This is a genomic window from bacterium, from assembly GCA_021372535.1.
GTDB lineage: Bacteria > Latescibacterota > Latescibacteria > Latescibacterales > Latescibacteraceae > JAFGMP01.
This window is the reverse complement of the sequence record JAJFUH010000097.1, coordinates 1-13083: the sequence shown is the minus strand read 5'-3', so window position 1 is coordinate 13083 and position 13083 is coordinate 1. Positions and strand designations below refer to the sequence as shown.

The following is a 13083-nucleotide window of genomic DNA, read 5'->3' as shown; positions in this document are numbered from 1 at the left end:
GAATGGGCATCAATAAGACCCGGGGTGACATGTTTCCCGGCGCCGTCTATGATAACAGCGCCGCGCGGCGCGGACAGATTCCGGCCCACTTCGGCAATTTTTCCCTTCTTCACGAGCACATCGGCTTCTTTTAAAACCCCTTTCGGCCCGCATGTCCATACAACGGCATTTTTTATGAGCACCGTTTCGGGCTGTTCGGGGAGCATTGTCCACCCGAAAGCGCCTTCGGGAAACACAACAGGATATTCTGCCATTACGGGAGGCTCGGCATGCGTCGTATCGGGCTTTGCCTTCCACGGCTCCGTAAGTTCGGCATGCCAGGTGAATCCCGCGCCGTCACCCCATACCCCGTCGCCGTATATTGCTCCCTTTTCGGCCATTCCGGTCATCCGCATGATCCCGGGACATCCGAGAGAGTCTCCGGGAAATGCAAGCATGATGATCCGCTTTTCCAGCACGGTTTTCAGCGAGGGTACCGTTTTCTCACCGGAATGTACCTTGGCTTCCGGTTTCGATGCCTCTCCTGATATTTCGAGCTTGAGCCCCTGTATTCTGTCCTCCGGGGTCACCTGTACGGTCCATGTGCCGCGGACATCGATCTCCGGTTCCGGATTGACCTCGTACCGTTCGCCGTTCACCCATGTTTCGAGTATCTTCGTTTTGTCATCGAACAGGTCGCCGTCCGTTACGATGAAATTCGCGATTTTCCCCTTCTCGATCGTGCCGAGGACATCCGAAAGGGTGAGCCACCGTGCCGGTGTCGTTGTCAGAGCACCCAGCGCCTTTTCAGGAGGCAGGCCGCGTTTGACCGCCGTCCGCAGATTTTTGAGGAAATTCTCATGCTTGACGGTATCGGCTGTCAAAGCGAAATCGATTCCCGCCTGAGAGAGCCGTGCGGGATTCTCCGGGGCGAAATCCCAGTGGCGGAGCTCGCGGAGACTCGTCTCATCGGTGGAAACATCGGGAGGCTCGGAAAAATTGAGCGGGACGATCAGTTTTCCCGCCCTGCTTTTTACCGCTTCGAGACGGCGGTATTCAAAACCGCTTCCGCGTAGCCACAGGTCGAGACCGAATTCACGGCTGATGTCGGTGCAGTCGAATATATCGAGCACATCGGATGTTTCGATCACGACAGGCTTGCTCCCGTCCGCGAATGGCCGGAGCGCTTCGAGAGAAAGGTTGGTTTCCGGTGCGGTACGCCCTCCCGTATCTTTCGAGTATACTTCCCATGCGTCCCTGTACCATCGGGCATCGAGAAATGTCTGACGTATGAGGGCAATCGAACCCTGGAGAGAATTCGGATAGTCGTTTCCCGGAGCGAAAAGCGCCATGGCCTGCGCCTCGTTCTCACGGAGAACCGCTTTGTTGGATACGGTATCACTCAGGAGCACGAGCGCACCATCGCCCTTGAAAATACCGGCAGACGGGAATGTCAGCACCGCGGTAAAGCCGTTTTTCCGCAGGTTCTGCGCCGCCGTTTTGTCAGGGCTGAACAGGAGTGCGGCGTGACGTTCGGGACGGACGCGGTCATTCCAGTGGAGGGTTCCGGGAGCATCGGTTACCGTTCCGGGGATGCCATAATGACTGTAAAGGTCGATAAAACCGGGATATACCGTCTTACCCGCGCAGTCACGGACAACCGCGTCGGGAGGCACCGCGGCGGTTGGACCCGCCGCCTCGACAATACCGTCCCTCACAATAAGAGTTGCTTTCTCCAGAACAGTGCCCGGGGAAACAACGATGCGGACGTTTGTCAAAGCGACAATATCCGGTGTGTTTTCGTGGAGGCCGATCACGGGCGCTGTCTGCCCCTGACACAATGCAGGGGAAAAAATAAGCAGAATCCGGACAGTCCATGTTTTAACCGTATTGTGTACCGACTGTTTCATACAATCCTCTTTATTCAAGGTGTACAATGTTTAAAAGAAATGGAACACATGAATGAACAAACCTCGGAACCATACTCGAAACACAGCAATGATTCTATCACCTTTTTGTTCCGCCGCAAATACGTGATATGTGATGTATTCCGGGTTAAACATCAATCAAAGCAATTTAATCGCCGAAAAGCAAGCGAAAATACGAGAAGTTTTTACATGTACATCACATAGAGATGTTGACTTTAGGGAAAGACTGCACCATTATTATATCTTTGAATTTGTCGGGTTATGGAAAAGTGGAAAAGGGACTGAGGGACAAAGAGAACCAAACCGGAAGCGTGCTAACCCGAATTTATCTGAAAATGCATTTACGGTTCCCGGTGCTGAAGCCCCGGCCTTGTGTCGGGAATCTCTGTAACGCCGTCATTCCCGAATCGTTAATCGGGAATCCATATGCAGCCTTCATATATTTTTCATCCTTCGTTGTGACTATCTATAGTCATGGAGGTTATACATGAGAGTATTATACCACGAAGACACAAAGACGCAAATTTGTATAACATATTATTTGTATTATATTTAGCAATTATAAAACGTTAACACCTAAAAGATTTGATTGAAAATTGAAATCCGCGAAAATCCGCCCGATCCGCGAAAATCCGCGTTCTATTACATTTTGTTAATAGATCGGGCCAAGGGGAAAAACCGCTTTCATCGTCGGGCGCATGTAAAAATCCTTATTCATCGCCCTTCTCAAAGGACTGACTCACTATGAGTGGTAACAGCCAGGCCGTTAAACCGGGCGCCAGGATTGCATCGATCGATGCGCTCCGGGGATTCGATATGTTCTGGATCATCGGGGGAACCGAGATCGTCGGCGGAATAGCCCGTGGTTCGGGAAACCGGTATCTGAATGCTCTCATGCCGCAATTCGAACATGTGCCATGGGAAGGTTTTCATTTCCTCGACCTCATCATGCCCCTGTTTCTCTTTGTTGTCGGCGTGGTGATGCCGTATTCCTTCAAAAAACGCCTCACGCGGGGCGACAGCAAAAAGGATATATATGTCCACGTCATCAAACGGGTCATAATCCTTTTCGTGCTGGGAATGATGACCCAGGGCAACCTCTTCGAATACAGCTGGTCGAGTCTCCATATCTTCATCGGCACACTGCCCGCAATCGGGGCGGGATACCTTGTCGCATCGACTCTCATGCTCGCCATGAACCTGAGACGGCAGATCGCGGCGACAACCTTTTTTCTGCTCCTGTACTGGGCGCTCATGAAACTCGTCCCTGTGCCCGGTTACGGCGCCGGGGTCCTGACCCCCACGGGGAACCTCGGTTTTTATCTCGATCATCTCATCATGCAGGGTTTTCTTCCACAGGACCGGGTGTATACCCAGCTCCTCAATATCATGACATTCGGCAGCACGGTGATGCTCGGCGTGTTCGCGGGATACCTGCTCCAGTCGGAAAGAACGGGAAAAGAAAAAGTCCTGCGTCTGCTGGGTCTCGGCGTCGGAACCATAATTGCGGGGCTGGTCTGGAGCAGATGGTTTCCGATTATCAAACACATCTGGTCGAGCTCCTTCGTGCTCTTTTCAGGAGGGCTGAGCTACCTTCTCCTCGCGGTGTTCTATCTAATCATCGATGTGCTCGGATACCGGAAATGGGCGTTCGTCTTCACCATCATCGGAATGAACTCGATCGCCGTATATATGGCTACCCATCTGTACGATTTCAGGAATATCGGCACCATATTCGTGGGAGGGCTCGCAAAATGGGCGGGCGAATGGAACGATTTTGTCCAGGCGCTTGCCGCCTTTGCGGTTGTGTGGGTGATCCTGTACTGGATGTACAGGAAGAAGACATTTGTAAGTATCTGATTTTTAACCGTGAATGCTGTTTTAAAAACATAAATTCGTGCAATCCGTGTAAATCCGTGGTTAATTGAATATTGTGAACTGTAAAAGGTAACAGAATATCAACATCAGGAGTAAATATGCCGGAATCGACATTTCCCACATCGAAAAAGATCATCCGTGTCGGATGGGTCGGCACGGGCCCGTTTTCCTTCTATGGCGACTACATGCGTGTCATCAACGCGCCTGAGCCGAATCCGCTTCTCATTCGTGTGACCCATGTCTGGGGCGACGATTACTCGAAGAACTATGCGGGCTCGCCGGACTATGTCAAAAAGATGCTCGACCGCTGGAACGGCGACAGGCAGTCCCCCAGCGGGCTTGCAAAACGGTACTCCATACCGAACGTGTGCAGGGATTTTCATGACATGGTCGATGAGGTGGACGCCGCTATGATCATGGACTTTGACCGGTCGTACGAGCTCGCCGAGCCGTTTCTCCGGAAGGGAATGCCCATCTTTCTCTGCAGCCCTGTCGCAGTGAATGTGCCGACATGCGAGCGTATACTCGATCTGGCAGAGTCGACCGGTTCGGCTGTCTATACGGGCTCTTTTACCGTCGATATGCCGGAAAACACCATTCTCTACGGCCGTGTCAGGAAGGAAAACATAGCATCGTTTTATGCGCATACCTACGTCGATTTCTTCACATCGTATACCAATGACGGCCTCGAACCGGTGCACCGTCTCATCGGAGGCGGTGTCCGGCGTGTTTCGCTGATCGGGTGGGACGGCTCGAAAGGCTACGATCCGACAGGCATTCCCGTGTCGCGCATCCACCTCGAGTACGAACCCCGTGGAGACAAACCGCCCATACAGGGTGTACTCAATCTCGGCGGCAGCGAAGAGAGCATGGAGTGGTACCGTGTCTATTTCCACGATCATAAGGTCGTCGAGGACGGTACGCACTGGTCGAACGATTACACGCTCAATTTCAGGGATTTTCTCCATGAGGTCCAGAAAACCTTCATGACGAATAAATCGCCCGAAACCCGTCAGGATATCATCGAAAAGATGCGGGTCGTCATCGCGGCTTATAAATCGGCGAACGAAGGCGGGATACCGATAGATGTCAAAGAGATCGGCGATTATCGCATGCCGACAGTCCGCATCGACAAGTGGGATGTCATTCCGCAATAACGTCGAGATACCGCAGCCATACACCGGGGCATTCCCGGCGCTGTTTTCGGAATATTCCGGGTACGTATCGAATCAAACCTCCAACGGGAGATCACTCATGCGCACCATATCGCTGTTGATTTTCGCTTGCTTCCTGTTTGCCATAACGGTACCGTCCGGATATGCACAGACCGGTAACGCCGCCGGAACCGACCAATGGGAAAAGACCATTCTCGAATTCGAGCAGAAAGACCGCGAGCAGTTTCCACCGGAAGGCGCGATCCTTTTTGTCGGAAGCTCGAGTTTCAGGATGTGGAAAACCCTCGAAAAAGATATGGCCCCGCTTCTGGTCATCAACCGCGGTTTCGGTGGATCGCAGACAGCGGATGCTCTCCGTTACGCCGACAGGATTGTCATCCCCTACAAACCGTCCATGGTGGTTGTCTACGAGGGCGACAACGATATCGCGGCAAAGAAAACACCCGAGACAATCGCCGGGGATTATAAACGGTTCGTTGAAAAAATCCGTGGCGCTTTCCCTGATATTCCGATATTCTTCGTATCCATCAAACCGAGTCCCAGCCGGTGGACATTGTGGAGCAACACTCAACGTGCAAACGAACTTATCGGAAAATTTACTCAATCTCAGACGGGACTCGAATTCATCGATGTCGCGACCCCGATGCTCAACGACAAAGGTGTCGTCCGCCCGGAGCTTTTCCTCGACGATGCCCTTCATCTCAACGAGAGCGGCTACCGGCTCTGGACATCGATCATAAAGCCGCGTTTGGCGGAATATGTGCAAAAAAGCTCATCGGGCACCGTACCGTTCGTTCTTAAGGAGCCTTCAACCATGATTATCGACCTGTCTCATCCGGTATATGCCGGCATGCCCATTTACCCGGGCGATCCGGTTTTTTCGGTCACCCGTGTGCTGAGCCATGAAAAGGACGGCTGCTGCGTCCACGATGTTTCTTTCGGTACCCACACCGGCACTCACATCGATGCGCCGTTCCATTTTCTTGCCGATGGCGCAACGGTCGACACGGAAGCTGTCCTTAAAAACTGCGCCGGCGAAGCGCTCGTCATCGATGTATCGGGCACTCTCGATGACAACGAAATCAAACCATCGAATCTCGGGAAAGCGCTTGCGGATATCCACGAGGGAGACCGTGTGCTTCTAAGGACGGGATGGGACAGCCATTACGGTAAATCCGATTTCTTCTCCTCGTATCCCGGAATTTCTGAAGAACTGACCGACCTGCTCGTGGAGAGGAAGATTGCCCTCATCGGAGTCGAAATGCCGAGCATCCATACGAAAAAGGGCGTGGTAATCCATAAAAAACTGCTCTCGGCCGGAATCATCATCGTCGAGGAGCTCACGAACCTCGATGCACTCGACGAGGGGCGTGTATTCTTTTCCGCGGTTCCGCTCAGGCTTAAAGGGCTGGACGGCTGTCCGGTGAGAGCCTACGCGATAGTGCCGGATCGATGAACTATTGTTAACACGGGGTGACGGACATCATGAGAAAAGTATTCGGTATTCCGGTTCTTGCTTTTTGTTTTCTGAGCATCCTGATACATGACATTACCGCCCAGACTGAAAAGGGCCTGTCGTCCGTCGATCCTGCCGGGCGTGCCGGACTCCATCCGATCGTTTCCGACCGTCCGGCGGTCAACTTTTTCGAGGGAGCAGTCCTCGGCAACGGCGGTCTCGGCGCAATCGTAACGACACGTCCCGATGCGGTGGTCATTTATTTCGGCCACAATGATGTGTGGGACATCCGGCTGGCGGAGAACAACAAGGAGAAGATCGGTACTTTCCGCGAACTTTTCGAAAAAGTGAAGGCCATACCCGATACGGTCTCCGATCTGTCGAGTGTACCCTGGTTCAGGGATTATCTCGAGATCATGGCGGAGAATTATCGCAAACCCTATCCGCGGCCGTTTCCCTGCGGCTCCCTTGTCCTCTGGTTCGACCGCCGTGAGGCGGAGCTCATAGGCCACCGGCTTTCAATCGACACAGGAGTGTGTGAGATTAACTTCCTCGTCGACGGCAGACGGGTCAGGTTCGAGCTCTTCACCGACATGACCGCCGACAGGCTCTGGGGCCGCATGGTCGACGATTCCGGGAAACCCGCAGCGTCGCCGTTTGTGTCGATGTCTCTCGCACCAGACCCGGAAACTCCTAAAGAACTGCCTGAATACACCTCGCTGAAGTATGATACCAGAGGTCTCCTTTCATTCCGCCAGATTCTCCCGTTCGAGGAGATAACCGAAACCAGACCGTACAAGGCGCACCCGAAAGACCGGGCGTTCTGCCTCACCGCAGGGATCGGAAGAGCCTTTGCTCATATCCCGCCATCAGGCGACAGCGAAACTCACCCGGACGGTGGCCCGTGGATTCCCGGACAGGCTTCATCGACAAAAACATCCGAAGGGTTAATCGATCATACACAGCCGTTTTTCCTGTGTGTCCAACTCGATGACGGCCTCGCGTCGGCGGTCGGGCTCAATTCGGCCGATATGCCCTCGCCCGATCGGGCGCGATACGACGATGCGGCGAAGAAATCACAGGTGACATGGAACGAATTCTGGAGCAGGTCGGGCGTCGTCCTCGACGATGACATCCTCGAACGGACATGGTATCACAACCTCTATTTCCTGAGGTGCTCCGTCCGCCCCGGCGTGACATGTCCGGGTCTTTTTGCAAACTGGAGCTTCAGGAATATCGGTACTGCGTGGCACGGTGACTACCACATGAACTACAACACCCAGCAGCCGTTCTGGGTGACGTTTTCGAGCAACCACGCCGACTTGCACCTTCCTTATGTGGATATGGTCGAGCGAACTCTTCTCCCGGTCAGCAAAAAATGGGCGCGGGAATACTACGACATGCGCGGGGCGTTTTTCCCCCATTCAGCCTATCCGGTCGAGATGAGCATCATGCCCTATCCGCTCCCGACATGGGGCTGGGAGGTGTTCGAAACCCCGTGGTCGGTGCAGAGCCTCTGGTGGCATTACACCTACACCATGGACACCGAATTTCTGAGGAAACGGGCGTTCCCGGTCATCAGGGAGGCGGTTCTTTTCCTCGTGGATTACATGAAACGCCCGGAAGCGCACGGTTCGCAGTGGGGTGATGACAAGTACCATGTGTTCCCGTCGGTTCCGCCGGAATTGTACGGTCTGCAGCCGGGATTCGACAAGAATTACGACACGATCGCCGACCTGGCTCTGACACGGTTTGTGTTCGACGCCTATCTGGAGGCATGCACAATTCTCGAATCCGGGCAGGAGGAACGGGAGCTCATGAGCGATGTCCGCGATATTCTTGCCCATTTCCCCGATTATCCGACCGCGCGGTCACAGCGGGGCGAAGTGTTCGTTTCGGTCAAGGGCGAGAACCCGGAAGTGGTCTACAATGTCCCCGTAAGCCTCATGACCGTGTTCCCCGGGGAAGAACACGGGCTTCACTCTTCGCCTGAAGAGTATAAAATCGCGGTGAACACGTTCAACAACCAGCAGAACGAGGGCGGCAATGAGCTCGTGTTCCTCAATGTCCAGGCGGCTCGGCTCGGAATTCTCGATCTGGAAAAGTTCAAACGTCAGATCGAATACTGCCTCATCCCGAACGGCACCTGCATCGACAAGGTGCTTCAGATTCACGGCCGCTACACCAACGGCACTCCTTATGACTGGATGGGACTGATGGGGAACTGGTTCGAGAACTTTTCACTGCCGCTCGTGATCGACGAATGCCTGCTCCAGAGCTATAACGGCGAGCTTCGCCTGTTCCCGAACTGGCAAAAGGATAAGGATGCCGAATTCAGAACGCTCCGTGCTGTCGGCGCATTCCTCGTGAGCGCCCGGATGAGCGGCGGCAGTGTTCAGTGGATTGAAATCACGAGCGAAGCCGGTCAGCCGCTGACCATGATATCACCGTGGAAAAAGGGCGCTGTTTGTCTGAGGGCACAGGGGAAAACCGTCCTCACCGGCGAACGCTTCACCATCACGACATCGACGGGGGAACGCATTATTTTCAAACCGAATAACATTTGAACAAAAATAATGTACGATTTATAAAAGTCAATTCAGTAAAAAATCGTAAATCTAAAATCGTACATCGTACATGATAAACGAATCATTACACTGCATCGCATCGAATACCGTCAAGATCTACGGCAGTTTCCAGCGCGCCACACCCATGTGGTAGCGCGGGTGATTTTTATTTGCATCGCAGTAGTATGCGGTCACTATGGTGCCGTCCCCGAGTTGAACGCTCGCCGGATAGCCGCCATCTCCGCCGCCGTAGTACACGATCATCATCGGCTCGCCCCATGTTTTGCCCTCGTCGTCGCTTACCCGCGCGCAGGTGCCGTGCACGCCCCACCGGACACCGTATGTGAGCAGTATGCGCCCGTCGTTGAGACGGAGCAGGTGGGCGGGATGTTCGCTTCGCCGTGTCAGGCCGCCGCCCTTCAGCGCTTCGGGGATGCTCCATGTTCTGCCCTCGTCTGCGGACACGATGAGCTGGAGATCGCCCACTCTGTTCGTGCGCGGCGCGGCAAGCCAGCGGTCGGGCCGGATTCTCAGGACTGCGGTCTCGTTGAAGTCGTTCCATTCGCCGGGACCGTTGCCGAACCTGCCCATCGGAACGGCATCTCCCCAGGTGCGCCCGTCATCGTAACTGTAGAGGAGATAGACGGGCTTGCTCTGCCTGTTCAGGTAGCCGTACGCGGTGGCAGCGAGGGTTTTGCCGCCGAGCCGCACAATGTCGCCGAAGGGGATGAGGCAGGTTTCACCCTCGGGAAGCGTGAACGATCCGTTCCTGTCCCATGTTTTACCGCCATCGCCGGAACGGCACACGGCGACCGGGAGAATATATTCCCGGAAGTCCTTGCCGCCCCATCCCGATACGAGAACGACAAGCGAGCCGTCATTACCGAGACCTGCCGCGAGGTTCATGCGGTTCGTGCCGGGATCGTTGGGCGCCGGTGTCCCGACATACTTCCATGTCCTGCCACCGTCCGAACTCGCATAACACACGGCGTTACCTTCCTCCTGGCCGTGGGAGGGCCTGTTGAAGATTGTCGCGATAATCGTTCCATCAGGCATGAGAGTCAGGTTCGGCCAGGCGCAGACATTGTCCACGGCGACGATGTTCTCCACATTCCCGATAACCCTGGTTTCCCGGAAAACCGGCGTCTCGGCAGACAATAAACCACTCGCGCACATCCCCAGAAACATACCGAGCGCGTAAAACGCGGAAATACTTCGACAGTACCGTTTCATTCTGCTGACCTCCCTGTTTTCGGTATTGCATGAAAAAATCATGTAACCAGATTTATTAATAACAATTTGATAGAACGCGGATTTTCGTAGATTTGTTTTTTTACATCTTTTAATCCTGATTATTCATGATAATATGCTTAACCACAAAGACACCAAGGCACAAAGAAACATAATATATTATTAATACTATTTTTAGTTACAATTGCATGTCGACATTACTACCAATTGATATATAAAATTCAAATCCGCGAAAACCCGTGTTCTATTTATATTTGTGAATAGACAGTGTTAACCCGGATTATTCGTGAAAATATTTCACCAAACTCGCCGCGCTGCGCTGCGTTGCAGCAGGAAGGCACAAAAAGTATTATACATGACGAAATAATTGTTCGTGTTTTTTTATTGTAGGGGCAACCCCCCGTGGTTGCCCACTGTAGAAAAAATCCGCGTTCAATAATAATTCATGAATAGATCGGATTAGATGTGGGCGATTGATAATTACTCAAAATCAGTAGTGTCCGGTAAAATTGTGAAGAAAAAAATCTTGAAAAATAGAGCTTTTTACCGGTATATGGATTGTTTGGGATATGATTTTCACCCCTTTTCTCCACCCGAACTCACCCCTCAATCCCCTCTCTTTCCAAGAGAGGGGGAGCGCCATCAACATCTGTATTATCTAAATGTTATACGCGAGGTGAGTTTCCATGATTAATGATGGTAACAACATGTGCTGCTGTAAATAACAAGGTATACAATATTTTTACCGGCCAGTTCTGACTCAAAATAGAAAAATAATCTCTTTTCTTTTGTGTCTTTGTGCCTTGGTGCCTTTATGGTAAACATTTTATGAAAAATCAGTAATCACGCTCCCATCGATCTGTATAAATCGTGAAAATAACGTCTCAGGTTTTCCTGAATATCTCCCGGAACAGGCGATTCGGTCTCGCTCGCCATGTCTTCTGCCATCTCATGCGCCCGTGCGAGCATGGAGCCGCTCCCGCTCCCGCATCCGGCGTAATCGAACAGCCTGTGCGAAAAGAACTCGCAGGACCGTAAATTTTTCAGCGTGAGCTCATCGGTGAGATAATTCCCACCGGGACAGGTGGTTGTTAAACTATGCAGCCCCTGATTGAAATCGTCAAATCCTATTCCCTGCCCGAGATACCGTGCCGCTTCGAGCCAGGCGGTCTGGATAAGCATCATTTCCGCAGACATGCCGACCGCGTTACAGCAGGAACCGAACCCGGAGAGAACATCGGCGCCCGAATCATGCGCAGCCTTCATGAAGAGCATTCCTTCCGCGCCGCTCTGGAGGTCATATCGTCCCGCCATCGTACCGCCGCATTCGGCGGCAGCGGGCATACCGTACGCATGTCCGATCTGAACACCGGCCATTTTCCACAGCGCTTTGTCAAGAGTATAGTACCGGTCATATCCGGACTGCATATCGGTGACAGACGGGCCGAAGGTGTGGAGAACCGGGTTGCCGGGATTGAGCATCTGAGCGAGCGCCGCAATGAAAATGCATTCGGCGTTTCCCTGAGCGAGGGTTGCCGCCATACTGTACGGTGATGTCGTTCCCGCCATGGGGCAGACTGTTGGAACCACGGCAAAACCGTGCCCGCACGCCCGGATAAGGAGCTCGGCATTGAGGTCATTGAGAACAAGCGGGGAAACAACCGCGACTCCGACCGACAGGAGCCCGCTCCCTTTGAGCTCTGCACCACGGAGAAGAATCCGCCCGATATCGAGCCACCGTTCAAAGCTCCCGATATCGGCGGGCATAACCATGTAGTGCTTCGTGTGATGGAGGAGGTGTTCTTCGAGCGCCCGCCACGATGAAGCGGGACCATCGACATCGACGACGGGGAAATCCATACGGCTTATCGAATCGATACAGGCGAGTTTCCGGGCAATGATGGTATGTCGCCGCACATCCTCCAGACGGGGGCGCCGGAGACGTCCGGTGTTGTAATCGAGTATCCATGGATCGGTGACAATCGCAAGGCCGCGGGGTGTCCCGTCTCCGACTGTTGCCTCGCTGCCCGTCAATCCCCTGATGGTGTAACGGGAAGGCACATGGGTGAGGAGCTCTCTCAGGAGCGTCCGTGGCAGTTGTATCCTGCCGCACGTCTTATCGACATACGCTCCGACTTTCCGTGCACAGCGCTGGATTTCGCGGTGAGTGACTGAAAATCCCACATCTTCGAGGAGGTCTTCCGCAGCCACCTTGATCTGCCGCACCTGGGTTTCAGTGAGTTTTTTCATGGATACCTGCCCGGTTCTATTGATTCTTCATGTTCAGGTAAGCCGACCGAATCCGCTGTGCGCAACCGGACCTTTTAAACGGGCGGCAACATCTCCGGCCTTCAGCGCGGAGGCAAGTTCGCCGAATACCTCGTCAATCGCGGTGCCGTACGATTCGACAACATCATCGGTATGGGCCATTGTCGGATAAATGACCGTCCCCGCGAGAAAACCTCTCTCAAGCATGTACTGGGTGTACAGCGTCCTCAGTTCCTCGGATTGTTCGTGGTCGAACCTGAAATGGGCGAGGCACGGGTAGCCGTCACCTGTAACAACCGGAAGACCGTGCCTGCGGGCCGATTCGCGCCAATAGCCGGTCACCTTCGCGCCCACACGGGCGATATGGCCGGGAACATCGGTGTCCATCATCGCGCGGACTGTCGCGAGCGCGGCGGCGGGTCCTGCGCTTTCGGTCCAGTAGGTGCTGCTGATAAAGGAGGAATGTGCGCCCTCCATGGCTTCCGGCGTTCCGATGACCGCTGCGACAGGATGACCGTTGCCGAGAGCCTTTGCAAACACGGCGATGTCGGGAACGACGCCGAATTTCAGGTGTGCGCCCC

General features: G+C 53.6%; 8 protein-coding genes. 4 read left to right on the top strand and 4 right to left on the bottom strand.

Going from position 1 to position 13083, the window contains the following annotated elements; genetic code table 11:
* Positions 1-1889: amidohydrolase family protein (locus LLG96_09240; GenBank protein ID MCE5250391.1), on the bottom strand; the 1889-nt coding region annotated here is incomplete at its 3' end.
* A gap of 762 nt (positions 1890-2651) precedes the next feature.
* Here LLG96_09240 and LLG96_09235 point away from each other — a divergent pair.
* From LLG96_09235 to LLG96_09220, 4 genes are all read left to right on the top strand, one after another.
* On the top strand, positions 2652-3767 hold the full coding sequence (locus LLG96_09235) for a DUF5009 domain-containing protein (GenBank protein MCE5250390.1): 1116 nt from the start codon (positions 2652-2654) through the stop codon (positions 3765-3767).
* Positions 3768-3883: 116 nt separating this feature from the next.
* Entirely contained in the window at positions 3884-4942 is a 1059-nt protein-coding gene (locus LLG96_09230; GenBank protein MCE5250389.1) for a hypothetical protein, read from the top strand.
* Positions 4872-6416 (top strand): cyclase family protein, encoded by a 1545-nt coding sequence (locus tag LLG96_09225; GenBank protein ID MCE5250388.1) that lies wholly within the window; start codon positions 4872-4874, stop codon positions 6414-6416. Before LLG96_09230 ends, LLG96_09225 begins: the two co-directional genes overlap by 71 nt.
* Before the next feature lie 29 nt (positions 6417-6445).
* A complete protein-coding gene (locus LLG96_09220) occupies positions 6446-8983 on the top strand; it encodes a glycoside hydrolase family 95 protein (GenBank protein ID MCE5250387.1) in 2538 nt (845 codons plus the stop codon).
* Between the two features lie 117 nt (positions 8984-9100).
* On the opposite strand, the gene LLG96_09215 is transcribed toward LLG96_09220, so the two are convergent.
* From LLG96_09215 to LLG96_09205, 3 genes are all read right to left on the bottom strand, one after another.
* The gene (locus LLG96_09215; protein ID MCE5250386.1) at positions 9101-10216 is read right to left on the bottom strand and encodes a glycoside hydrolase; all 1116 of its coding nucleotides are present in this window, start codon (positions 10214-10216) and stop codon (positions 9101-9103) included.
* Between the two features lie 861 nt (positions 10217-11077).
* Entirely contained in the window at positions 11078-12484 is a 1407-nt protein-coding gene (locus tag LLG96_09210) for a trimethylamine methyltransferase family protein (protein MCE5250385.1), read from the bottom strand.
* Positions 12485-12517: 33 nt separating this feature from the next.
* The coding region (locus LLG96_09205) for an aminotransferase class III-fold pyridoxal phosphate-dependent enzyme (protein MCE5250384.1) at positions 12518-13083 on the bottom strand (566 nt) is incomplete at its 5' end.

Coding starts and splice junctions, on each gene's coding strand:
- LLG96_09215 (MCE5250386.1), bottom strand. CDS start 10,216: ATGAAACGGTACTGTCGAAGTATTTCCGCGTTTTACGCGCTCGGTATG.
- LLG96_09220 (MCE5250387.1), top strand. CDS start 6,446: ATGAGAAAAGTATTCGGTATTCCGGTTCTTGCTTTTTGTTTTCTGAGC.
- LLG96_09225 (MCE5250388.1), top strand. CDS start 4,872: ATGTCAAAGAGATCGGCGATTATCGCATGCCGACAGTCCGCATCGACA.
- LLG96_09210 (MCE5250385.1), bottom strand. CDS start 12,484: ATGAAAAAACTCACTGAAACCCAGGTGCGGCAGATCAAGGTGGCTGCG.
- LLG96_09230 (MCE5250389.1), top strand. CDS start 3,884: ATGCCGGAATCGACATTTCCCACATCGAAAAAGATCATCCGTGTCGGA.
- LLG96_09235 (MCE5250390.1), top strand. CDS start 2,652: ATGAGTGGTAACAGCCAGGCCGTTAAACCGGGCGCCAGGATTGCATCG.